This is a genomic window from Roseateles sp., from assembly GCF_039595595.1.
GTDB lineage: Bacteria > Pseudomonadota > Gammaproteobacteria > Burkholderiales > Burkholderiaceae_C > Roseateles.
Window position 1 is genome coordinate 24,476 of sequence record NZ_JBCNLG010000014.1, and the last position, 20,495, is coordinate 44,970.

Sequence of the window (20,495 nt, forward strand, 5' to 3'; positions counted from 1 at the left end):
GGCCTCGTGAGAGTTTCGCTCGGCTACCATTGCGCCCCATGGCGAATGTCGATGCAAAAGAGCTCGAGAAGTTCAGCGAGCTGGCCCACCGCTGGTGGGATACCGAAAGTGAATTCAAGCCCTTGCACCAGATCAATCCCTTGCGATTGAACTGGATCGATGGCCTTTGCGGCCTGCACGGCAAGACGGCGCTCGACGTCGGCTGTGGCGGCGGCATCCTGGCCGACGCGATGGCGCGCAAGGGGGCGAATGTCCTGGGCATCGACCTGGCGACCAAATCGCTGCGCGTCGCTGAGCTGCACGCGATGGAGGCCGGCACGGCCAACGTGGCCTACCAGGAGATCGCCGTGGAGGACCTCGCCGTGCAGCGGCCTGCCTCCTTCGACGTGGTGACCTGCATGGAGATGCTGGAGCACGTTCCCGATCCCGCCTCGGTCGTGACGGCGCTGGGGCAACTGGTGAAGCCCGGCGGCTGGGTGTTTCTCTCCACGCTGAATCGCAATCCCAAGTCCTTCCTGTTCGCGATCGTGGGCGCCGAGTACGTGCTGCGCATGCTGCCCGCCGGGACGCATGAATATGCTCGTTTCATTCGCCCGTCGGAGCTGGCGCAGATGTGTCGCGACGCCGGTCTGGAGGTGCAGGGCGCCAAGGGGCTGACCTTCAATCCGCTCACGCAGCGCTATGCGCTGAACGCGGATACCGACGTCAACTACCTGCTCGCCTGCCGCCGTCCCGCATGAACACGGTGTCGCTGAACGCGCCGACCGGCGCGCCTGTGCGGGCGACGATCCGCACGGTGCTCTTCGACCTCGACGGCACGCTGGTGGACAGCGCGCCCGATCTGGCGGGGGCGACCAACGAGATGCTCGCCGCCCGCGGTCTGCCCGAAGTGCCGTTCGAGCGGCTGCGGCCGATGGTCGGCGCGGGCGCGCGCGGGATGATGGGCGTGGCCTTCGGCGTCTCGCCGGCGGAGTTGGCCTTCGCGGCCCTGCGCGACGAGTTCTTTGATCGCTATGAGCAGCGTCTGCTGCGTGAGACGCATCCCTTCGAAGGCGTCGCGGCGATGCTGCGCGCGCTCTCGGACGACGGCCTGAGCTGGGGCATCGTGACCAACAAGTCGGAGCGTTTCGCGCTGCCGCTGGCGCAGGGGCTGGGCTGGACGGCCCTGGCGGCGGCGGTGGTCGGCGGCGACACGACGGCGCACAGCAAGCCGCATCCCGCGCCGCTGCTCGAGGCGGCGCGCCGTGCGGGCGTGTCGCCATCCGAGTGCGTTTATGTGGGCGACGATGCGCGCGACATCCTTGCGGGCCGGGCGGCGGGCATGCCGACGGTGGCAGTGCGCTGGGGCTATCTGGGGGACGGCGAGCCCATCGACGCCTGGGGCGCCGACGTGGTCCTCGACACGCCGGCGGCTCTGACTGAATGGCTGCGGCGCTCGCGCTGAGCGCGCGTTGCGCCCTGGTTCCTTCGACGCCTGCCGAACTTCAGAAAGATGTCTCGGTTGAGGTCTTGAAGTCCTGGGCGCTGGCATAATCTGAGACTTCTCTCTCTGGGGCCGACCTGGTTTCGACGTGGGTACGGAGTCGGAGTAGGGCATGCCGAGCACCAGTCCGCTCGTAAATCCACTGGAAACAAACTATCTGCGAACGATAGCAAGTACCTGGCTGCCGCTTAATGCGGTGACCCCTCGCAGCAGCTCGCCCACGGGCTGTGGTGGCAACACCAGCGAGGTTATTCACGTGGGCTGGTCTTGAGCCGTGTCACACGGCGCCTGACGAGATCTAGTGACTGGCGTCTTGGTAGCGTGCTCCTGCGCGACCACGACGTGAGATTCAAATCAGAGAGCTAAGCATGTAGAACTGCCCGGCAAAGGCTTGCGGACGCGGGTTCAATTCCCGCCGGCTCCACCATACAAATGGCTCGTGACGCGTCATGAGCTCGATCAAGCGCCCAAGTGATTCGTTCACCTGGGCGTTTTTCGTTGGACGGTCCCGCTGCGGGAAAGGCGCGCATGGCTTGGAAGCAATCCCCGATCACGCCGACGGCCGAGCAGGCGCGCATCGAGCACGCCAAGGCGCGCCGGGTCATCGTCGAGGCCAATGCCGGCGTCGGCAAGACGACGGCGCTGTGCCTGCGCGTGCTGCGCATGATCCGGGAGGAGGGCGCCGATCCCGCGCGCATCCTGATGCTGACCTTCACCGAGCCCGGCGCCGAGGCCATCCGCCGGACCATCGCGCGTCTCGGCGCGCCGGCCAGCCTGGCGCAGCGCCTGGGCGTGCGCACCTTCGACCAGTTCTGCGCGGTGCGGCTGCGCCGCATGGGCGAGCCGGCCGCGCAGGACCTGCGGCGCCCCGAGCAGGTCAAGGGCGCCGTGCTGGCCGCCATCCAGGCGGCGCGCGATCGAGCGCTGCAATCCGGACACGAGGACGACTTCAAGCTCCACGGCAGCGGCCACCTGATCGTCGAGCGCCTGCTGAAGGATTTCGAGCGCCTGAAGGGCGCGATGGTGCTGCGGCGCCAGGACGAGGAATTCCGCCTCACGCCGGATTCGGCGCTGGAGACCGGATTCGACTTCACGACCCTCGCCATCTTCCAGGCCTATGAGGCCGATCGCCTCGGCGGCGGCCCGGGACGCGACGAGGTGCGCTTCCGCACGCCGGGCGACGCGACCTACGACATGGCGTGCGCGCTCAGCGCCGCCGATCCCGTCTTCTCCTACGAGAACCATCCGCTGCGCGTCGGCCCGCTGCACGCGGTCGTCGTCGACGAGTTCCACGACATGAACTGGGCCATGGCCACGGTGCTGCGCGAACTGCTGTCGCTGTATCCGGAGCTGCCCTTCACTGGCGTCGGCGACGTCGACCAGGTCATCCACGCCGAGAGCGGCGCGGACTCGTACTTCCTGCGCGCCGGCTTCCACATCGAGTTCGGCCGCGCCGAGCGGATGACGCTGACGCACGCGCAGCGCTTCGGGCCCGGCATCGCGCAGGCGCTGGAAGTCTTCGCGCGCAAGCCGTATCCGTCCCACCCCGAGCGGGGTGGGCGGCTCGAGGTCCTGCAGCTCGACAGCACGCAGGCGCTGGTCCAGCACCTGCGCCGTGTGCGCGACGAGCGCCAAGCCGCCAAGGCGCCGCTGAGCGAAGTGGCCGTCCTGCTGCGTCACCCGAGCGCCGCGCTCGACCTGGAATACGGCCTGCTCAACGCCGGCGTCGACTACGAGACCGCCGGCTTCGCGAGCTACACCAGCCGGCCGGAGATGCTCTTCGTGCGTCTGTTGCTGGCGGCCGCGGTGGGCAGCCGCGACGCGTTCACCGAGGCCTCGTTCCAGGCGGCGAAGCTGGCGGCCTGGGAGTTCATCGGCGGCGCGCTGCCACTGGCGGGCGGCGGCGACGACCCGGACACGATGGCCAAGATCATCAACGCGCCTGCGGGCGCGTTCCTGGACTTCATGCTCGAGGACCTGCTCGCCCGCACGCCGCGCGCGCAGGCGGCCGCCTGCGTGCGGGAAGCCATGAACATCGCGCGCGGCGACCGGGTGCCGGACCTGGTGCCGGCGCTGAAGGCGCTGCGCATGGCCCGGCTCGCGGAGCACGTGCTGGTGAAGGCCGAGGCGATCCGCGGCGCCGCGGCGTCGGTGCTGGCGCTGGAGCGCCTCGTGGAGCGCGAGAACTTCCTGTCGATCACCGAGATGCTGCGCGTCATCCGGGCCCAGGAGGAGCGTCAGCAGCAGGACTGGAGCGCGCGGCAACGCCTCGTGCTGTCGACGATCGAGCAGTCCAAGGGGCTGGAGTACGAACACGTGCTCATCCCCGGCTTGAACCAGGGCCAGTTCGATGGCGACGACGAGGACGAGCGCCATCGCTTCTACGTCGCCGTGTCACGCGCGAAGCACCTGGTGCAACTGATCCGCGACCCGGGCCCGCCGAGCCGCTTCCTCCCGTGTTCCTGAGCGCCTCCCCACTGCGGGGGAGGCCGTGACGCATTCAGGGGACCCTGAAGGCGGGGGGCGAGCGCACCTGTGATCTGCCACGCATGCGGGCCGATGGAGAGAATCGTCGCGGGAGGAGACCACCGATGACGACCGTTCCGATCGACCTGCACGCCGATGCCATGCGCACCGCCCTCGCACGCCGGAAGCCCTGGGGGGCGTTGTGCGCGGCCGGACTCGGGCTGACGCTGTTCCAGGGCTGCGCGAACCATCAGGCCGCGTCGTCCTTCGCCGCGCAGACGAGCTCGCTGACAGGCATCGTCAAGACCGAGTTCACGCAGCTCGACGCCCTGTGCGTCTGGCAGGGCGAACTGGACATCGTCACCGCGAACCGCGATGACGAGCGCCCGCTCGAGGCCTGCCGCCAGTACCAGGCGGCGCAGGGGCGGCTGGCCGATGCGACCGTCACGGTGCTCGACGGCTATGCGCAGGCGCTCGCCGCACTGGCCGACGACAAGACGTTCGATCTCTCGCCGGACCTCGACGGGCTCGGCCAGAAACTTCAGGGCCTGAAGGACAAGGAAGGCCGCGCGCTGGTGAGCGATCGCGAGGCCGGCGCGCTGACGAAGCTGGCCCAGGCGCTGCTGCGCATCGCCACGGAGCGCAAGCGGGCCGAGGGCATCGCCGAGATGGTCCGGCAGGTGCCCGACCTGCGCGTCACCGGCCAGTTGCTGAAGTCCTTCTTCATCGCCTCGGCGGACGCGCCACCCGGCCGCGCGCAACCGCCGTACCGCAACTTCGCGGCGATCCTGCAGCAGCGCGGCGAGCAGAGCGGCAAGTTGCTGAACGGGCCCGCGCTGCGCGCGGCCGAACCGATCCGAACCGCCGAACTGCGGCGCGAACTCGGCCGGCATGCCGCGCTGCTGAGGTCGCGCGCCGAAGGTGCGGATCCGGAAGTACCGCGCCGCATTGCCGAGGCCATCGATGCCTGGCAGCAGACGCTCGATGTCTTCGAGTCCGATGCGCTGAAGATCGAACCGGCGGTGCTGCTCGAACGGCTCAAGGCCTTGCGCGTGAAGCTGCAGGCGGCGCGTCAAGCCGCCGGGATCAAGGGGCAGGGCTCGGGCTCGTGAGGCCGAGGCGCCCGGCATCGAATCAACAGCGACGAGGGAGACGACAGATGGCCGATGAGGCATTGCCCAGCGCGACCGACGGGGTCGCGATCAGCGGAGCGGGGCTCCAGGACTCGATCGATTGCCTGCGTCAGTGGGCCAGGGAACTGGACGCCGCGGTGGCGAGCGCCACGGATGTCGAGGAGGCACAGGCCGTGGCGCGGTTGCAGCAGGACCTGCTCGATCAGGCGCTGGCGCTGGTCGGCGCCCAGATCGACCTGATCGCTGGCGAAGCCCAGGTCACCGCGGCCCACATCAACGCGGCGACGGCGTACGCGCAGGGCGTGATCGCGCGGATCGCCGGCTGGAAGCAGCGGATCGAGAAGCTCGGCCAGGTGCTGGACTTCCTCGCGGTGCTGTCGACCGGCAGCGGCGCGAAGATCGTCGCGGCGGCGGTGAAGCTGAAGCAGGGGCTCGACGAGGCCTGACCGGTCCGGGCGTGGGGCGCTCGCCGGCGTCTGGGGCGAGCCTCGTCAGCGCGGATGCGCGAGGAACGCCGCGATCGCATCGATCACCTCGGCCTGCGCCTCGCGATGCGGGCCATGGCCCAGGCCGGGCATCGTCAGCCGGGTGACCGGCCCCGCCACGAGTGCCGCGATCAGGTCCTGGTGCGCGGGACTGCCGTATTCATCGAGCTCGCCGTGAATCGTCAGCACCGGGCACCCGACGCACGGCAGCACCGCGCGCAGCGACCAGCCGGCGAAGTCGGGCGCGAGCCAGCGCTCGGTCCAGGCGTTCAGCACCCACGGCGCCTTGTCGCCGTGATAGCGGCGCAGCCGGTCGATCTGCCCCGGCGCACGGAAGTCCTCGCGTGACGCGCGCACGCCGGCCAGCGTGCGCTCCTCGAGGAAGGTCTGCGCGGCGATGGTGATCAGCGCATCGCAGCGGCCGGGCCACTGGGCGGCGATCTCGATCGACATCCCGCCGCCGACGCTGTGCCCCATCACGACGAAGCGCTCGATGCCGAGCTGGTCCACCACCGCGGAAAACCCACCGCGCGCCTCGGCCGCGATGAAGCCGGGATCGGGCAGGGCGGCGATCGCGCTCGACTCGCCGAAGCCCAGCCGGTCGTAGGCGACGACCCGCCGCCCGGTGGCGATCGCGAGCGCCTTTGGCAGTCCGCGCCACAGGCTCACCGCGCCGAGCGAATCGTGCATCAGCACGATCGGAGCGAGGCCCTCGTCGTCCGAGGAGCCCGACGGGCTCGATGCCGGCGTCCAGCACCGCGCGTGGATCGTGCCGCCGCCGTAACGCACGGTGTGGTCAGTCTGCTGGCAGGAGGCGGGCTCGCGATTCGTGGACGTCATGCAAAGGGCGTCTGGCGGTCGAGGAACACGCCGCGTTATACGCGCTCGCCGCGAGCGGCCGGGCGATGCTCAGAGCTTGTAGTCGAGCGAGACGCCGAAGTTGCGCGGCGCGCCGTAGATCGCGCCATAGGCCAGCCCGGCCACGTACTTCTTGTCGAACAGGTTGTTGACGTTCACGCGCAGCGTCGCGGCCCGCGTCAGCTCATAGGACGCGAAAGCGTTGGCGACGACATACGCGCCTTGCTTCGCGCCGCCGAGCTTGCTCACCTGCGACTGCCAACGGCCGCCGACGCCCAGCCGCAGCGCGGGCAGCGCGGGCACGCGCGTGTCGACGCGCAGGTTCAGCGTGTGGCGCGGCACCCACTCGTAGACGTCCTGGCCGTTCGCGCCGGTCAGGATCAGCCGCGTGTAGCCGACGGTGAGCCTGGTGTCCCGGGCGACGCGGCCCGTTGCCTCGAGCTCGAAGCCCTTGGACTTCACGTCCTGCGGGAAGTACCAGCTCTGGTTGTAGAAGGGGCTGTTCGGGTCCTCGACCGTGCCGCCCAGCGTGGCCAGGCCTTCCTGCTTCGCGGTGAACACGGCGGCGGTGGTCAGCAGCTGCCGGTTCAGCCACTCGGCCTTGAGGCCGGCTTCGGCATTCACGCCCTTCATCGGCGCGAGGTAGCGGCCCTGGGCGTCGGTCTGGTCCTGGTTCTGGAAGATGTCCGAGTACGACACGTAGCCGAGCAGCTCGGGCGTGAAGTCGTAGGTCAGGCCGACATAGGGCGTGGTCTTCTTCGTGTCGGGATAGCTGACGTTGCTCGCCGCATTGCCGTAGATGGACTGGCCGCTGCGCTCGAGCTTGACCGCGTTGACGCCCAGCACGGCGTGCAGCGCGTCGGTCAGCGTCAGGCGCGAGGCGGCGTAGAAGCGCGTCAGCGTCTGCTCGCCGCGCGTGGACGGCGTGCGCGGGCCCCAGTCCGGCTCGGTGTAGACGTCGCCGCCGTAGGGGAAGGCGGGCAGCGGATCCGAGGTGTGCGTCAGCGCCGCATAGGTGTCGGTGGCGGTCTTCTGACGCGACTGGCTCAGGCCCGCCAGCAGCGTGTGCTCGCGGCCCAGCGCCGAGAACTTGCCGTTCAGGTTGGCATCGAAGACGTGGTTGTCGCCGCTGCCCAGGCTGCGATACGGCCAGCCGCTCAGGCCGGTGTCGTCGGGGTTCAGCACGCCGGTCTTGTAGACCGGGTCGAGCACGCCGGACGAGGCGTAGAACAGCCGCGCCGCCTCGTTGCTGTGGCGGAAGTTGTAGGTGAGCTTGGCTTCCCAGTCCTTGCTCAACTGGTGCGTGTACTCCGCGAAGGCGCTGTAGGACCTGGTGTTCCAGTAGGTCCAGTTCTGCGAGGTCGACGAGCCGCGCGGGAAGTCCGCCTGCGAGCCGTCGCTGCGGCGCAGCGTCAGCGAGCCCCACATCGGCGAGTCCTGTTTCGCGTCGACCGCGGTCACGCCGAGCGTCAGCACGCCGCGTGCGCCGATCTGGCCGTCGACGACGCCGTAAACCGAGCTGCGCTTGTCATGCAGGTCGCGCAGGTAGGAGTCCTTGTCCTCCTGCGCCACGACGAAGCGGCCGGCCCAGCTGCCGTCCTGCGTCAGGACCTTGTTGTAGTCCAGCGCCGCGCGCTTGAGGCCGTAGGAGCCCAGCGTGACGTTGAACTCGCCGCCGTCCTCGTTCTTCGGCCGCTTGCGGATGTAGTTGATCGTGCCGGACGAATTGCCCACGCCGGTCAGCAGCCCGTTGGCGCCGCGGATCAGCTCGATGCGCTCGAACAGGAAGGTGTCCTCGCGCCCGACGACGGTGCCCCAGGCGTTGGTCATGCCCAGGCCGTCGACCTGCGTCAGCTGGATCTCGAAGCCGCGCGCGTTGAAGGTCGCGCGGTTGGTCTCGTACTGGTCGACGTTGATGCCGGTGGCCAGCGCGAGCGCCTCGTTGCTGCCGCTCAGGCCGAAGTTGGCCATGTCGTCCTGATCGATCGAGCTGATCGTCTGGGGCGTGTCCTTGATGTCCATCGGCAGGCCGGTGGCGCCCTTGGAGACACGGTTGGCGCGCTTGCCGGTGACGACGATCTTCTCGAGCGTGTTGTCCTGCGCCTGGGATGGCGCGGAGGCGGTGGCAGAGGCGGACGTGGATTGGGCCAGCGCGGTGCCGCCCATCGCGAGGGACGCCGCCAGCGCGCAGGCGGTCATCAGGAATTGCTGCTTCATCGAGGGTTCCGAGGGGGAGTCGGGCGGCGGGGCGGGGGATCGCGCCACCTGAAAGGAGAGGCCGCGGACAGCTGTCCGGCGAGTCAGATGCGACTCTATCTCAAATGCGAGCAATTCTCATCGACGTGGCGAAGCGGCCGGGCGGCTACTGGAACATCCGCTCCAGCAGATGCCGCAGCACCTGCGGTTGGCCGAGCAGCCGGCCGGCGAGCAGGTCCGCGAGGAAGGCGACCTGGACCCACAGCAGCCACATGACGGCGATCATCTTCAGCGAGCTCGCGATCGAGGACAGATTCAGCTGCGGCGCGAAGCGGTTCACCAGGCCCAGCGACAAGTCCATCACCCAGGACAGCAGCAGCGCCGGCGCCGCGACGATCAGCGCCAGCAGCATCAACTGGCCGAAGGCGGTCTCGAACAGCAACTGGCCGCGCGGCAACAGCGACAGCGACGGCGTCGACAGCGGCCACATCGCGTAGCTGTCAAGCAGGCTGCCCACCATCAGCATGAAGCCGCCGCAGCTCATGAACACCCAGCCCGCCAACCGCGACAGCAGGGCCCCGGTCAGCGAAGTCTGATGGCCGCCCAGCGGATCGACGATCTGCGCCATCGTCGCGCCGACCTTGGTGTCGATGATCTGGCCGGCGGCCTCGAAGGCCCACAGCAGCACCGCCCAGAAGAAGCCGATGGCCACGCCGATCACGACCTCGCGGCCAAAGCGCAGCAGCATCGCCCAGGCATCGTCCCAGGGGATGGCGGCGTGCAGCAGCGCCGGGCCCTGCAATGCCAGCGCGAGCGCGGCCAGGCTCATGAAGATGGCGTTGCGCACCAGCGGCGGCACCACGTCCTGCGTGAACAGCGGCAGCAGCAGGAAGGCGCCGATGATGCGGGCCGCGCACAGCCCCCACAGCAGCAGCGCCTGCGTGAGCGACAAGGCGCCGAGGAAATCGGAGGGCTGCATCGCCAGGACCGCGCGGGACATGGCGCGGCTAGTGCCGCGTCACCAGGCTGGCGAAGTCGCTGAACACGCGGTCGGCGAACTGGTACAGCCCGCCGCCCAGCAGCGAGGCGGTCACGAACAGCGTGATCACGATCGCCACGAACTTCAGCAGGTAGGGCAGCGTCTGTTCCTGCAGCTGCGTGGCCGCCTGCACGAAGGCCACCAGCAGCCCGACGATGGCCGCCAGGATGATCGGCGGCGCCGACAGCAGCAGCACGAACCACAGCGCCTGCTGCGTCAGCTGGATGACTTCGGCGTTCATGGCAGGGACCTCTCGGCGGCGGGGCGGGGCGGGCGCGGCATCGATGGCATCGGGGTGTCCGGGAATCAGTGGTAGGTCAGCACCAGGCCATGGACCAGCTTCACCCAGCCGTCGATCAGCACGAACAGCAGCAGCTTGAACGGCAGCGAGACGGTGGTGGGCGAGAGCATCTGCATGCCCATCGCCATCAGGATGTTGGCGATGACCAGGTCGATGACGAGGAAGGGCAGGAAGATCAGGAAGCCGATCTCGAACGCGACCGACAGCTCGCTCACCGTGAAGGCGGGCACGATGACGATGAAGTCGCGATCGCTGAGCAGATCGGCCGAGGCCGCATCCAGCGCATTGCGCGCGGTCTTCAGGAAGAAGGCGCGCTCCACCGGCCGCGTGTGGCGGATCAGGAACTCGCGCAGCGGCTCCTTGGCGGTGTCGGCCGCGGACAGCATGGCCTGCGCGGAGTTGCCGATCTTCTGCTCGCCCAGCCGCTGCTGCATCTGCACGCCCACCGGATACATGACGTAGAGGCTGAGCACCAGCGCCAGGCCGTTGAGCACGATGTTGGGCGGGGTCTGCTGCAGCGCGAGCGCGTTGCGCAGCAGGCCGAAGACGACAACCAGCTTGGTGAAGGAGGTCACCATCACCGCGACGAACGGGGCCAGCGCCAGCAGGACGACGGTCAGCAGCGCCGAGGCCGGCGAGAAGGTGGTCAGGTCCATGGCGAGGGATCAGGGCCGCGGCGCGGCGGTCGAGGGCGAAGGAGAAAGCTCCGGCACAGTGGCGGCCCGGGTGACGCGCAGCGCGTGGCCGAGACCCCAGGGCAAAGCCTGGCCCTCGGCCAGCCACGTGTCAGCCGCGCCGCGCCGGTGCGGGCCTGGGTGCGGGTCCGGGTGCGAGCCCGGGTGCGAGCCCGGGTGCGAGCGCAGATGCAGGTGCAGCGGGCCGTCCAGCACGGGCGGCGTGTCCCGGCACGGATGCCCGCTCCAGCCGGCGAGTACCGGCACGGGCAGCGGATCGGGCAGCGTCATGCGGACTTCAAGCACGCCGGCATCGTCGCCCTCGCCGCCATCGTCATGGGCATCGCCCAGACGGCGCAGCGTGACGGGCCATGGCCGCGCGAAGCTCGCCTCCATCAACAGCACGCTGCCGGCCACGAGCCCCTCGAGCCCTTCTGGCGGCAGCCGCTGCCGCGTCAGCAGCAGCTCGGCCTCGAGCGAGGGCCAGAGCAAGCCAAGGACTTCGGGCGGCGGGGGCAGGCCACGCAGCGTCCGCCAGGGCAGCGCCAGTCGCGGCGCGCGGCCTTGCCCGGCAACCGTCGCAGGAATCCAATCGCTCCAGGCCTCGTCCTCCCCGGCCTTGAAGGGGCGCCAGTCGAGACCATCCCCCGGCGCGAGCCAGTCCTCGAGCGCCGAGATCCAGGCGGCATCGTCCCGCAGCGCCACGGCAGCGCCGGTCGCGTCGCCGACCGCGTCGCCCCACGACAGGCGCACCGGCACGCCGTCCGCCCAGGCGATCAGCTCGAAGCCGGCCCGGGCCGCTGGCGCGGCCCCGCGCTGGAGCAGCGCGCTCATGCCTGCCGGCTGACCATCATCCGGGTCAGTTCCGCGACCGATTTCGCGCCCATCTTCCCCATGCCGCGCGCGCGGTAGAGCTCGATGGTCTTGACCGAGAGGTTCATCCGGTCCGCGATGTTCTTGTTGTAGATGCCCTGGATGACCAGCGCGAGCACCTCGCGCTCGCGCGGGGCCAGCGAGGCCTCGCGGCGGCGGAACTCCTGCTGCGCCGCCAGCGTGGCGGCATCGGCCTCGTCGCCGTCCGGCGCGGCCGCCCGCGGCGCAGCGCCGGAGGCCGGGCGGCTGAACGCCGCTTCCAGCGCCTCCAGCAGCGCGGACTCGTCCAGCGGCTTCTCGAGGAAGCTGATCGCGCCCTTGCGCATCGCCTTCACCGCGAGCGCCACGTCGGCATGGCCGCTCATGTAGACCACGGGCAGCCGCAGCCCCTGCTGCGCCATGCGGTCGTGCAGGTCGAGTCCGGAGACCTCGGGCATGCGCACGTCCATCAGCACGCAGCCGGGCCGGCCGGGCGGATGCGCCGCCATCGCGGCCAGCGCCTCGGCCGGATCGCCGAGCGACAGCACGTCGTAGCCGGCGGCATCCAGCCAGAACAGCGCCGACGCGCGGAAGTCCGCGTTGTCGTCCACCAGGTAGATCTGGGCCGGCGTCTGGCCGGCGGCGGGGCTCGCAGTGGTCGCGCTCATGCGGACATCTCCCTTGCTGTCGTGTTCATCGTGGTGCTGGCGGTGTCGACCTGCCCGTCGCCGCTGGCCGCGGCCACCGGCAGGTCGACGTGGAAGCTGCAGCCGCGGTCATCGTTGCGGCTGAACCAGAGCCGGCCCTGGTGCAGCTCGACGAAGGACCGGCAGATCGCCAGTCCCACGCCCATGCCCGAGGGCTTGGTCGAGTTGAACGGCACGAACAGGCGGCTCTCCGCGTCGTCGGACAGGCCGCAGCCGTTGTCGCGAACCGTGAGCGTGGCGTCGCTCGCGCCGGCGTCGTGGCTCAGCGTCACGGTGAGCAGCGGTTGACGCGGCGGCGACTGGCGCATCGCGTCGAGCGCATTGCGCATCAGGTTCACCAGCACCTGCTGCAGCATCGTCGCGTCGCCGCGCACCTGGACCGGCGCTGGCGGCAGTTCCAGGCGCAGCCGCACCTCGCCGCGTTGAAGGTCCCAGTCGAGCAGCGCGGCCGACTCACGCGCGAGCGCCGCCAGATCGATCAGTTGCTGGCGCGGACGGCGCGAGTGGGTGAACTCGCGCACGCGAGCGATGACGCGCGACGCAAACATCAGCTGCTCGATCGACTGATCGAGCGCCGCGGCCTCCTGCGGCGTCATCGCGGCGGATCCGGTCCGGCGCGACAGGCGCATGCGCAGGCCGCGCATCAGGTTGCTGGCCGCGCCGATCGGCTGGTTGAGCTCATGCGCGAGCGTGGTCGCCATCTCGCCCACCGAGATCACGCGCGAGGTGAACAGCAACTGCTCGCGGTCGTCGAGCTGGCGCTGCAGCGCCTGCACGCGTTCGCGGCGGTCGCGCAGCCGCACCAGCAGGCGGCCGTCGGGCAAGCGCCGCGCGCGCGCCTCCCAGGCCGCGTCGGCGCCCAGCGGCAGCGGTGTCATGGCGGTGGTCAGGCTGACGTCCGGGCCATCTTCAGCGCCTTCGTTGACGCTCGCGAGCGCGGCGCATAGGCCCGGCAAGACGGGCTCGAGCGCCTCGATCGCCGATGGGCAGGCGTGTTCCGGGCAGGCCCGGCGCCACGCGGCCGAGGCGCGCGGCGGGGCGCCCTCGGCGAGCAGCAGTGCGGGCTCGTCCATCAGATCGAGCCAGTCCTCGGCCGTCATGGCCTCCGGCTTGGCGTCAGACATGGCGTCCGACTTGGCGTCAGAGACGGCGTTAGATATGGCGTCCGGCATGTTGGCGGACGGCGGGACGCCGCGGGCGGGAAGGGAGAGATCGCTCATCGGGCCTCCGGCATCAGTCATCCATCCAGCAGCCACGCGTGGCCATCAGCCACAGGCTCCACTGCGGACCGAGCGCGGCGCGGAACGCGTTGCCGCCGTCGAGCCGCACGCCGAGTTCGGACCAACGGCGCTCGACCGCCAGGCCCGGCCCGATCTGCAGCGCGGTGGCGGCGCGGGTCTCGCCCGGTTCGAGGCTGGGGATCAACTGCCAGGACTGGCCCGGCGCGGCTTCCTTGACCATGCGCGAGCAGAACCAGCGCGAGGCGGCGGGCGGCTCGGCCGTCCACATCAGGCGCACCGGCCAGCGCATGCCGTCGAGCGCGAGTCCGCCCGCACCGGCGCGGCCCATCAGCAGCGCGGCCCAGGCGGGCACCTCGGTGACGGTGCCGGGGGCGGCACTGGCCTGCCGCGTACCGCAGACCAGCAGCACGCGCCGGCCGCAGGCCCACTGCGTGCGCGCCAGCTGCAGCCCGCGAAGCGCGGCGAGCGATTCGGCGCGCGCCCATCGCCGCGCGAGCGCCGCGAGCCAGTGCTCCGGCGGCGAGTCGACCATCTCGTGGCCCCAGCACGAGGAGCGGTCGTCGGGCGGCATGAAGTCGTCCTCGGACGCGCGGTGCCGCCCGCCGTCGCGGAAATGCCAGCGCCCCTCGGCGTCCGCCGAGGCATCGGGCCGCGGCGGCAGCGTCATCGCCAGATGCGTCGCATCCAGGCGCAGCTCGCTCAGACGCATCGGCGTCGCCGGCTGCTGGGAGACCGCGGAGGCGGGCAGGGCCGGTTGCGCGGCCTCCTCACGCGCTTCGGAAGGCGGCGCGATCTGCGCCGCCTGCTGCGCCATCTGCGCCTGTGCCTGGCGCCAGAGCGCCATCGCGCCACCGCCCATCGCCTCCGAGGCGCCGATGGCCGGGATGCCCAAGGGGGAGCCGTTCATGGGCTCGCCTCCACGCGCGTGGCGCATCCATTGGGCCTATCGGGCGCACGGTGCGCATGAGCTGCATGAGCTGCATGAGCCGCATGGGTTGCATGGGTTGCATGCGCCTCGTCGGCGTCCTGACGAGCCGCCCGCGCGGCGCGCAGGCGCTCGCGGCGCGGAAGGCGGCGCCAGCCGCTCCAGTGCGCGCGCTCGACGAATGCATACACGCCGGGGCGGCCGTCGTAATCGTCCAGCCCTTGCTCCTGAAAGCCGAGCGCCGCCAGGCAGGCGCGCGCCGAGCGGTTGTCCGGATCGCAGGTGGCCCACACGCGGGGCAGGCGCAAGCGGTCGAACGCATGGTCGAGCAGCAGTTCGCCGCCTTCCATCGCGAGCGCGCCGCCCCAGGCGCCGGGCACCAGCCGGCTGCCGAGCTCGATGGCGCCGTCGCCGCGCGTGGGCAGCGGCATCAGGTTGAACCAGCCGATGAAGCGCGGCGCCGCGTCGTCGCCGCCACCGGCCGAGGCGTGCCAGATGCCCAGGCCTTCGTGGCGGCGGTAGACGCGGCTGACGTGGACCAGGAACTGCACGGCGGTCAGTGTCTTGTCGAGCGGCTGGTCATCGAGCAGGTGCGCACGCAGCCGCCGGTCGGCATGCATGCGCATCAGGTCGGCGAGGTCCTCGGCGCAGAACTCGCGCAGCCGCAGCCGCTCGCCGCGCAGCCAGGGCGCGGGCGGCGCATCGGGCAGGCGGGGCGCCGATGCCGGCGCGCAAGCCTCAGCGGCGATCAGCGGTAGCGTCATCGTCGGACCTTTCATCGAAAGGGTCGCCATGGCGGCGGCCGATGGTGGAACGAGGCGCGTCGATCGAGACCTGCAGCGATCCCGCCGTCACGCCATGGCGGGCGAGCCGCGTGGCAAGTCGATCGAACTGCGCGGCAGTGACTGCCGGCATCGCGCTGGGCGGGATCGCAGCGGCCGCCCCGGGCGCCGGCCCGCGGAGGCTCGTGGGCATCGCGTTCGCGGGCAGGCCCACCTGTACCGACCAGGTCGCCTGCACGCCGCCGCCCGTGAGCAAGCCGGCCCCTGCGGGCTGGCGCTGCGCGTTCAACGTCAAGGGCGCGGCGTGGGCGTGGGCGCTGATCTCGAGCTGCCACTGGCGCGGCAAGGCGCCAGGTTCGCGAGCGAGCGCGAGCAGCGTGGGGCTCGGCGCGGGTGGCGCGGACGGGAGTGCCGGCGGCGCCACTGCCGCCGGGGCGTCGAGCCGCTGCGGCGCCGGCGCCGCAATCAGCGGGATCGGAACGGCCAGCGCGTCGGCGGATGCGCCCGCCGCGGCGTGCCCGTCCCGCGCGGCGTCCTCGTCGCGCAAGCGCAGCCGGAACGCCGCAGCCATCGGCATCGCGGCCAGTTCGAGCGTTTCGCGCGAGCCCGGCTCCCGTCGCGCCGTCAACGCCGCCGCCTTCGCTCCCGCCGCGGCTCCAGGGCCGGTCACCATGCGCGGTCTCCCGTGGCGCGGTCCTCGCGCTCCGCGTCCTGACGGCGCTCCTCGCCGCGGGCGCGATGGCGGCGCTGTTGGTCGAGCAGCGCCGCGGCGAGCGACTCGCGATGCTCGCAGCGCGCCAATTCGCGACGGCGTTCGGCGAGCCGGTCCTGCGCTTGCTCCAGCACCCGTTCGTCATTGATCAAGGCGTACTCCTCGCGCTCGAGTTGGTCGTCGAGCCAGGCGCGATGCGCCGAGGCCCAGGGCGCCCATTGCGGCAGCCGCGCGGCGAGCCGGCCAGCGATGTCGGTGAGCAGCTCGGCGCGCGCGGCGCGCGTGCGCGTCACCCGCGCCTGCCGATGGTCCAGCGCCTGCTGCGCCCGGCTCACGTGGTCGCTGGCCTCGGCCACCGCGCCGCGCGCGCGTCGCAACTGCAGCTCGCGCAGCCGCAGCAGCTGGCGCGCGTCGGCCCGGTCGAGGCCGCGGCCCAGGTCGGCCAGGCCGGGCAGGGCGCCGAACGGCGCGCTCATGCCAGCGCCTCCAGCAGCGCGCGGCGGCAGTCGGCCCACGTGGTGTGCTCGTGCGGCGGCTGGCGCAGCAGCGCGTGCAGCCGGGGCAGGCGCTCGATGGCCTCGTCGGCGAGCGGATCGCTGCCGGCCCGGTACTCGCCCACGCGCAGCAGGAACTCCACGTCCGCGTGGCGCGCCAGCAGCGCGCGCAGCCGGCCCGCGGCGCGCTGGTGCTCGGCGTCGGTGACGCGCGAGAACACGCGGCTTGCGCTGTCCAGCACATCGATCGCCGGATAGTGCTGCGCTTGCGCCAGCTTGCGCGACAACTGCACGTGACCGTCCAGCAGCGAGCGCACCTCCTCGGCGATCGGGTCCTCGCCGGACTCGTCCTCGGCGAGCACGGTGTAGAACGCCGTGATCGAGCCGTGCGCGTCGTTGCCGGCGCGTTCGAACAGGCGCGGCAGCTCCGCGAAGACCGAGGGCGGATAGCCGCGCCGCACGGGCGGCTCGCCGGCCGACAGACCGAGCTCGCGCAGCGCGCGGGCATGTCGCGTGACCGAGTCCATCATCAGCAGCACGCGCCGGCCGCGCGCGCGAAATCCCTCCGCGATCGCGGTCGCGACCACGGCGGCGCGGGCGCGCTCCAGCGCGGGGCGCTCGGAGGTCGACACCACCACCACGGAACGCGCCAGCCCTTGCGGTCCCAGCGCGTCGTCGATGAACTCGCGCACCTCGCGGCCACGCTCGCCGATCAGCGCGATCACGTTGACGTCGGCCTGCGCGTGCCGGGCCAGCATGCCCAGCAGCGTCGACTTGCCGCCGCCGGCCATCGCGAACACACCGACGCGCTGGCCTTCGCCGACGGTCAGCGTGGCGTCGATCGCGCGCACGCCGGTGGAAAAAGGGTGTTCGACGGGGCGGCGCGACAGCGGATGCGGCGCGTCGCGATGGAGCGGCGCGCGCTCGCACGGCGGCAGCGGCAGGCCATCGATCGGCGCGCCGAGCCCGTCGAGCACGCGGCCGAGCAGCGCCTCGTCGCAGGGCACGGTCGCGCGGGATTCCTCAGCGATCACGAGCGCGCCGACGGGGAGGTCCTGCAGCGGACTGAAGGGCGCGAGCAGCAGCTCGCCATCGGCATAGCCGACCACCTCGGCGCGCAGCAGGCCTTCGGCCATCGGGTGATCCGGGCCGCTGTCCCGCGAGGGATCGACGATGTGGCAGATCTGGCCGATCCGGGCGCGCAGGCCGCGCGCGCGCAGCAGCGTGCCGACGGCCTGCACCACGCGGCCGCGCTCCTCGAGCGGCTGCGCATGCTGCAGCGTCTGGAGCAGGCGCGCGGCGGCGGGGGAGGGGGTGTCGATCATTTCAAGCCCCAGCCGCGGGCGAGCCGGTCGAGTTGCACGTCGAGCGTCGCGTCCGCATCGCCGCTGGCGCCGCTCAGCCGGCAAGCCTCGAACGGCAGGGCGGCGTCGCCTTGCACCGACCAGTGCGCACCGGCGCCGCCCGGCGCGCCGGCGTCCGGCGCCGTCATCGCGGCGAGCACGGCGCGCACCTCGTCCTCGTGAGCGGGATGGACGCGCAGCACCAGCGCGCCGCCACCGGGCAGCGACTGCCGCGCGGCTTCCTGCGCCAGGCGCACCAGGCGCTCGGCTGCCGGCAGCTGGCCGAGCAGCTTGCGCGCGATCTGCAACGCGAGCATCGCGAGTTCATCGCGGCCGGCGTCCCGCGCCTCGGTGATGGCCCGCTGCGCGGCGGCGAGCACCGCGGCCGAGGCGCGCGCGGCTTCGGCCAGTCCGGCCGCGCGGCCTTCCGCCAGCCCTTGCGCCAGGCCCGCGGCTCGCGCTTCCTCGCACGCGCGCCGCGCATCGCGCGCGAGTCCGGCGCGCTCCTCGGCCAGCCGCGCGCAGAGCTGGTGCACCTCGTCGAAGGCGACGACCTCTTCCGGCGAGAACAGACGCCGCGGGCTCGCGAGCGAGGGATCGCCGCCATGCCAGAGCAGGTAGCTCATGCGGCGCTCCCTTCGGTGGCGGACTGCGCGTGACCCGCGACGGACAGCGCGGCGGCCGGCGCCACCGTGCCGAGCTGCAGCGCGCGCTCCGCGAGGGCCAGGGCATGCGGCGCCGGCATCATGAGTTCCGCGAGCGGGGCCAGCATCTGACTGACCGCATGGCGCAGCGCGCCGTGCGGCAGCGTGCAGACCAGCACCGCGGCGCCGCAGCCGCGGAGCAAGGGCGCGACGGTGGCGGGATCGATCGCACCGGCCGGGCCGCCATCGCCCTGTCCCTGCGGCCAATCCGGCAAGCCCGCCGGCATGGCGGCCGCCTGCAGCGGATCGCCGGCACGCAGCAACGCGCGATAGAACGGGTCGCCGATGGCGCCGCGCAGCGCCTGCACGCGGCGGGCGTCGATCCAGCGGCGCAGCGCCGGCGCGCAGAACACGGCGCCGACGCGGCGCTGCCAGAGCAGCAGGGCCTCGTCCGAGACCCCCAGCCAATCGGGCGCGCCGTCGAGCGCCTCCCAGGTCAGCGTGGCCGCGGCGACGGGCGCGCCGCGGCGCAGGCGCTCGGCGATGCGGGCGCGGCGCTCGCGGCGCAGGCGCAGGCGCTCGCGTGGCGGCATGCCGCCGTCATCGATGGCCACGGCGATCTCAGCCATGGGTCGTCTCCGAGCGCACGATCAGGGCCGGCTCGCGCGTGCCGGTGCGCGGCCGCGCGCGGCGCTGCCGCACCAGCCAGGCCGCGCCGACCAGCGCCGCGCCGCCCAGCGCGAGCGAGGCCGGCAGCCACGGCGAGGCCAGCGCCAGTTCCGCCGCCGGCTTGGCCACCGGCACCGGCGCGGGCGCGGGCAGCGCGGGGAACAGCGCCACCGTCACCTTGTCGGCGGGCAGGCCCTCGACGCTGTTGATGATCAGCGCGCGGATCTTGGGCGTCAGCGCCACCAGATCCACGTCAGGCCGGTGCTTGATGAACACCGACGCCGCCGAGGGCTGCGGCTTGTCGTCCAGCGGGTGCTTCTCCGGCACGACCAGGTGCACGCGCGCGGCGACCACGCCGTCGATGCTGGCGACCGTGTTGGAAAGCTCCTGCGACAGCGCGTACAGCAGCCGCGCGCGCTCCTCGAGCGGCGTGGACACGAAGCCCTCGCGCTTGAAGACCTGGCCCAGCGAGTCGTAGCTCTCGCGCGGCAGACCCTGCGCGCGCATCAGCTGCACGGCGGCGGGGAAATCATCGGCGCCGACGTGCACCGCGTAGACCTTGTCCTCGCGCAGCTTCTCGGCGGCGATGCCGCCTTCGCGCAGCGCGGCGACCACCTCGTTGGCCTGCCGCTCGCTGAGGTCGCCATACAGGGTCTGGTCCTTGCACGCGGCCAGCAAGGCCGCCGTGGCGGCGATCAGCAGGACGGTGCGCGGGGAACGGTGCAGTCGGCGCATGGCATCAGCCTTGTTGACGGAAGAGTTGCTGCAGCCCGTCCGACCCGCGATTGGCGATGTTGGCGGTGAGCTGGCAATGGAACATGAACTCCTGGCAGCGCAGCGTCAGCTGGACCACGTCGCCGGGGCGCATGTCGTTGCCCGCGGCGCGGGCCGACTCGGCCAGGCGGCCCAGGGTCTCGGCCTCGGCGTTGATGTGGTCGAAGGGCTTGAACAGTTGCGCGGCGACCTCGGAGGTCGGCGCCACGCGCGCGGCACCGGAGGTACCGCCGATGCGTCCCTCGGCGCGCAGCAGCGCCTGCTCGAAGCCGCCGATGTCCGCCAGCGACAGGCCGTAGCCGGCCCGCGCGCCCGAGGCCGCGGCCCCGGTCTCGCCGGAGGGCGGGAGGGGGCTGGCCGCGAGCGACGGCAGCCCCAGCGTGCCGATCGTGCTCATTGCTTGCGCGCCATCGTTTCGAGCGCGGAGCCGACCGAGGCGAGCGCCGTGTGCGACGAGTTGCTCAGGAAGCCCATCTCCAGCGACATCGCGGTCAGCTCGGTGATGTCGGCGGGCTTGTCGGCCGAGGCGTCGCCAATCTGCGCGGACTTGGCGCTGATCTGGTCCGCCTTGGCGTCCAGGGCCTTGCCCCAGGCGTCGGCCATCGCCTCGAACCAGCTGCCGGTGCCGCCGCCGGTGCCGCCGGTGGCCGCGCCGAGCAGGGAGTTGCGTTGGATCGTGCTCATGGGATGCTCCTTGGTTGGTGGTGGGAGGAGGAA

23 protein-coding genes and 1 other RNA gene are annotated in these 20,495 nt (G+C 71.7%); 6 read left to right on the plus strand and 18 right to left on the minus strand.

All coding sequences use genetic code 11. The features are described from left to right. Positions 1 to 38 precede the first annotated feature (38 nt). The 6 genes from ubiG (at position 39) to ABDW61_RS16800 (ending at position 5,528) form a co-directional block, all read left to right on the plus strand. Positions 39 to 740 (plus strand): bifunctional 2-polyprenyl-6-hydroxyphenol methylase/3-demethylubiquinol 3-O-methyltransferase UbiG, encoded by a 702-nt coding sequence (gene ubiG, locus ABDW61_RS16775; protein ID WP_343640250.1) that lies wholly within the window; start codon positions 39 to 41, stop codon positions 738 to 740. After that, positions 737 to 1,444: a phosphoglycolate phosphatase gene (gene gph / locus ABDW61_RS16780; RefSeq protein ID WP_343640251.1), complete on the plus strand. Its 708-nt coding sequence runs from the start codon at positions 737 to 739 to the stop codon at positions 1,442 to 1,444. Before ubiG ends, gph begins: the two co-directional genes overlap by 4 nt. Before the next feature lie 107 nt (positions 1,445 to 1,551). Further along, positions 1,552 to 1,910, plus strand: a transfer-messenger RNA (tmRNA) gene (gene ssrA, locus ABDW61_RS16785). Positions 1,911 to 2,011: 101 nt separating this feature from the next. Next, on the plus strand, positions 2,012 to 3,949 hold the full coding sequence (locus tag ABDW61_RS16790) for an ATP-dependent helicase (protein WP_343640252.1): 1,938 nt from the start codon (positions 2,012 to 2,014) through the stop codon (positions 3,947 to 3,949). 125 nt (positions 3,950 to 4,074) lie between these two features. Continuing rightward, positions 4,075 to 5,061 carry a hypothetical protein gene (locus tag ABDW61_RS16795; RefSeq protein ID WP_343640253.1) on the plus strand — a complete coding sequence of 329 codons (987 nt, stop codon included), beginning with the start codon at positions 4,075 to 4,077 and terminating at the stop codon, positions 5,059 to 5,061. A gap of 47 nt (positions 5,062 to 5,108) precedes the next feature. Then, positions 5,109 to 5,528, plus strand: a complete 420-nt coding sequence (locus ABDW61_RS16800; protein ID WP_343640254.1) for a hypothetical protein — start codon at positions 5,109 to 5,111, stop codon at positions 5,526 to 5,528. A gap of 45 nt (positions 5,529 to 5,573) precedes the next feature. Here ABDW61_RS16800 and ABDW61_RS16805 read toward each other — a convergent pair whose 3' ends face one another. The 18 genes from ABDW61_RS16805 to ABDW61_RS16890 all read right to left on the minus strand — a co-directional run bounded on the left by ABDW61_RS16805 (position 5,574) and on the right by ABDW61_RS16890 (position 20,462). Then, a complete protein-coding gene (locus ABDW61_RS16805) occupies positions 5,574 to 6,407 on the minus strand; it encodes an alpha/beta hydrolase (RefSeq protein WP_343640256.1) in 834 nt (277 codons plus the stop codon). 69 nt (positions 6,408 to 6,476) lie between these two features. Then, positions 6,477 to 8,642 carry a TonB-dependent siderophore receptor gene (locus ABDW61_RS16810; RefSeq protein WP_343640257.1) on the minus strand — a complete coding sequence of 722 codons (2,166 nt, stop codon included), beginning with the start codon at positions 8,640 to 8,642 and terminating at the stop codon, positions 6,477 to 6,479. Between the two features lie 145 nt (positions 8,643 to 8,787). Then, a complete protein-coding gene (sctT, locus tag ABDW61_RS16815) occupies positions 8,788 to 9,621 on the minus strand; it encodes a type III secretion system export apparatus subunit SctT (RefSeq protein ID WP_343640258.1) in 834 nt (277 codons plus the stop codon). 7 nt (positions 9,622 to 9,628) lie between these two features. Beyond that, complete coding sequence (gene sctS, locus ABDW61_RS16820) at positions 9,629 to 9,901, minus strand: type III secretion system export apparatus subunit SctS (protein WP_343640260.1); 273 nt, start codon at positions 9,899 to 9,901, stop codon at positions 9,629 to 9,631. Between the two features lie 65 nt (positions 9,902 to 9,966). Next, positions 9,967 to 10,617 carry a type III secretion system export apparatus subunit SctR gene (gene sctR, locus ABDW61_RS16825; RefSeq protein WP_343640262.1) on the minus strand — a complete coding sequence of 217 codons (651 nt, stop codon included), beginning with the start codon at positions 10,615 to 10,617 and terminating at the stop codon, positions 9,967 to 9,969. 9 nt (positions 10,618 to 10,626) lie between these two features. Continuing rightward, positions 10,627 to 11,469, minus strand: a complete 843-nt coding sequence (locus ABDW61_RS16830; RefSeq protein WP_343640264.1) for a hypothetical protein — start codon at positions 11,467 to 11,469, stop codon at positions 10,627 to 10,629. Then, positions 11,466 to 12,155, minus strand: a complete 690-nt coding sequence (locus ABDW61_RS16835) for a response regulator (RefSeq protein WP_343640265.1) — start codon at positions 12,153 to 12,155, stop codon at positions 11,466 to 11,468. Before ABDW61_RS16835 ends, ABDW61_RS16830 begins: the two co-directional genes overlap by 4 nt. Then, positions 12,152 to 13,414, minus strand: coding sequence for a HAMP domain-containing sensor histidine kinase (locus ABDW61_RS16840; protein WP_343640267.1), 1,263 nt, complete (start codon positions 13,412 to 13,414; stop codon positions 12,152 to 12,154). Before ABDW61_RS16840 ends, ABDW61_RS16835 begins: the two co-directional genes overlap by 4 nt. Before the next feature lie 13 nt (positions 13,415 to 13,427). Next, entirely contained in the window at positions 13,428 to 14,342 is a 915-nt protein-coding gene (locus tag ABDW61_RS16845) for a hypothetical protein (RefSeq protein ID WP_343640268.1), read from the minus strand. Further along, the gene (locus ABDW61_RS16850) at positions 14,339 to 15,124 is read right to left on the minus strand and encodes a GNAT family N-acetyltransferase (protein ID WP_343640269.1); all 786 of its coding nucleotides are present in this window, start codon (positions 15,122 to 15,124) and stop codon (positions 14,339 to 14,341) included. The genes ABDW61_RS16845 and ABDW61_RS16850 overlap by 4 nt, the downstream gene beginning before the upstream one ends. Then, positions 15,099 to 15,815 (minus strand): hypothetical protein, encoded by a 717-nt coding sequence (locus ABDW61_RS16855; protein WP_343640271.1) that lies wholly within the window; start codon positions 15,813 to 15,815, stop codon positions 15,099 to 15,101. The genes ABDW61_RS16850 and ABDW61_RS16855 overlap by 26 nt, the downstream gene beginning before the upstream one ends. Beyond that, entirely contained in the window at positions 15,809 to 16,330 is a 522-nt protein-coding gene (locus ABDW61_RS16860) for a hypothetical protein (protein WP_343640273.1), read from the minus strand. The genes ABDW61_RS16855 and ABDW61_RS16860 overlap by 7 nt, the downstream gene beginning before the upstream one ends. Further along, positions 16,327 to 17,673, minus strand: a complete 1,347-nt coding sequence (locus tag ABDW61_RS16865; protein ID WP_343640275.1) for a FliI/YscN family ATPase — start codon at positions 17,671 to 17,673, stop codon at positions 16,327 to 16,329. Before ABDW61_RS16865 ends, ABDW61_RS16860 begins: the two co-directional genes overlap by 4 nt. Beyond that, the gene (locus ABDW61_RS16870; RefSeq protein WP_343640276.1) at positions 17,670 to 18,317 is read right to left on the minus strand and encodes a FliH/SctL family protein; all 648 of its coding nucleotides are present in this window, start codon (positions 18,315 to 18,317) and stop codon (positions 17,670 to 17,672) included. Before ABDW61_RS16870 ends, ABDW61_RS16865 begins: the two co-directional genes overlap by 4 nt. Next, positions 18,314 to 18,964 carry a hypothetical protein gene (locus tag ABDW61_RS16875; RefSeq protein ID WP_343640277.1) on the minus strand — a complete coding sequence of 217 codons (651 nt, stop codon included), beginning with the start codon at positions 18,962 to 18,964 and terminating at the stop codon, positions 18,314 to 18,316. The genes ABDW61_RS16870 and ABDW61_RS16875 overlap by 4 nt, the downstream gene beginning before the upstream one ends. Then, positions 18,957 to 19,739, minus strand: coding sequence for a type III secretion inner membrane ring lipoprotein SctJ (sctJ, locus tag ABDW61_RS16880; protein WP_343640278.1), 783 nt, complete (start codon positions 19,737 to 19,739; stop codon positions 18,957 to 18,959). The genes ABDW61_RS16875 and sctJ overlap by 8 nt, the downstream gene beginning before the upstream one ends. Before the next feature lie 4 nt (positions 19,740 to 19,743). After that, the gene (locus ABDW61_RS16885) at positions 19,744 to 20,175 is read right to left on the minus strand and encodes a hypothetical protein (RefSeq protein ID WP_343640279.1); all 432 of its coding nucleotides are present in this window, start codon (positions 20,173 to 20,175) and stop codon (positions 19,744 to 19,746) included. After that, entirely contained in the window at positions 20,172 to 20,462 is a 291-nt protein-coding gene (locus ABDW61_RS16890) for a hypothetical protein (RefSeq protein WP_343640280.1), read from the minus strand. The genes ABDW61_RS16885 and ABDW61_RS16890 overlap by 4 nt, the downstream gene beginning before the upstream one ends. Positions 20,463 to 20,495 lie beyond the last annotated feature (33 nt).

Bases quoted from the DNA above. Each gene is read 5' to 3' on its own strand.
- ABDW61_RS16870 (WP_343640276.1), bottom strand. From the start codon at position 18,317: ATGAGCTACCTGCTCTGGCATGGCGGCGATCCCTCGCTCGCGAGCCCG.
- ABDW61_RS16800 (WP_343640254.1), top strand. From the start codon at position 5,109: ATGGCCGATGAGGCATTGCCCAGCGCGACCGACGGGGTCGCGATCAGC.
- ABDW61_RS16890 (WP_343640280.1), bottom strand. From the start codon at position 20,462: ATGAGCACGATCCAACGCAACTCCCTGCTCGGCGCGGCCACCGGCGGC.
- ubiG (WP_343640250.1), top strand. From the start codon at position 39: ATGGCGAATGTCGATGCAAAAGAGCTCGAGAAGTTCAGCGAGCTGGCC.
- ABDW61_RS16845 (WP_343640268.1), bottom strand. From the start codon at position 14,342: ATGAACGGCTCCCCCTTGGGCATCCCGGCCATCGGCGCCTCGGAGGCG.
- ABDW61_RS16805 (WP_343640256.1), bottom strand. From the start codon at position 6,407: ATGACGTCCACGAATCGCGAGCCCGCCTCCTGCCAGCAGACTGACCAC.
- ABDW61_RS16860 (WP_343640273.1), bottom strand. From the start codon at position 16,330: ATGAGCGCGCCGTTCGGCGCCCTGCCCGGCCTGGCCGACCTGGGCCGC.
- ABDW61_RS16875 (WP_343640277.1), bottom strand. From the start codon at position 18,964: ATGGCTGAGATCGCCGTGGCCATCGATGACGGCGGCATGCCGCCACGC.
- sctJ (WP_343640278.1), bottom strand. From the start codon at position 19,739: ATGCGCCGACTGCACCGTTCCCCGCGCACCGTCCTGCTGATCGCCGCC.
- sctS (WP_343640260.1), bottom strand. From the start codon at position 9,901: ATGAACGCCGAAGTCATCCAGCTGACGCAGCAGGCGCTGTGGTTCGTG.
- ABDW61_RS16790 (WP_343640252.1), top strand. From the start codon at position 2,012: ATGGCTTGGAAGCAATCCCCGATCACGCCGACGGCCGAGCAGGCGCGC.
- sctR (WP_343640262.1), bottom strand. From the start codon at position 10,617: ATGGACCTGACCACCTTCTCGCCGGCCTCGGCGCTGCTGACCGTCGTC.
- ABDW61_RS16840 (WP_343640267.1), bottom strand. From the start codon at position 13,414: ATGAGCGATCTCTCCCTTCCCGCCCGCGGCGTCCCGCCGTCCGCCAAC.
- gph (WP_343640251.1), top strand. From the start codon at position 737: ATGAACACGGTGTCGCTGAACGCGCCGACCGGCGCGCCTGTGCGGGCG.
- ABDW61_RS16810 (WP_343640257.1), bottom strand. From the start codon at position 8,642: ATGAAGCAGCAATTCCTGATGACCGCCTGCGCGCTGGCGGCGTCCCTC.
- ABDW61_RS16795 (WP_343640253.1), top strand. From the start codon at position 4,075: ATGACGACCGTTCCGATCGACCTGCACGCCGATGCCATGCGCACCGCC.
- ABDW61_RS16830 (WP_343640264.1), bottom strand. From the start codon at position 11,469: ATGAGCGCGCTGCTCCAGCGCGGGGCCGCGCCAGCGGCCCGGGCCGGC.
- ABDW61_RS16855 (WP_343640271.1), bottom strand. From the start codon at position 15,815: ATGGTGACCGGCCCTGGAGCCGCGGCGGGAGCGAAGGCGGCGGCGTTG.
- ABDW61_RS16835 (WP_343640265.1), bottom strand. From the start codon at position 12,155: ATGAGCGCGACCACTGCGAGCCCCGCCGCCGGCCAGACGCCGGCCCAG.
- ABDW61_RS16885 (WP_343640279.1), bottom strand. From the start codon at position 20,175: ATGAGCACGATCGGCACGCTGGGGCTGCCGTCGCTCGCGGCCAGCCCC.
- sctT (WP_343640258.1), bottom strand. From the start codon at position 9,621: ATGTCCCGCGCGGTCCTGGCGATGCAGCCCTCCGATTTCCTCGGCGCC.
- ABDW61_RS16865 (WP_343640275.1), bottom strand. From the start codon at position 17,673: ATGATCGACACCCCCTCCCCCGCCGCCGCGCGCCTGCTCCAGACGCTG.
- ABDW61_RS16850 (WP_343640269.1), bottom strand. From the start codon at position 15,124: ATGACGCTACCGCTGATCGCCGCTGAGGCTTGCGCGCCGGCATCGGCG.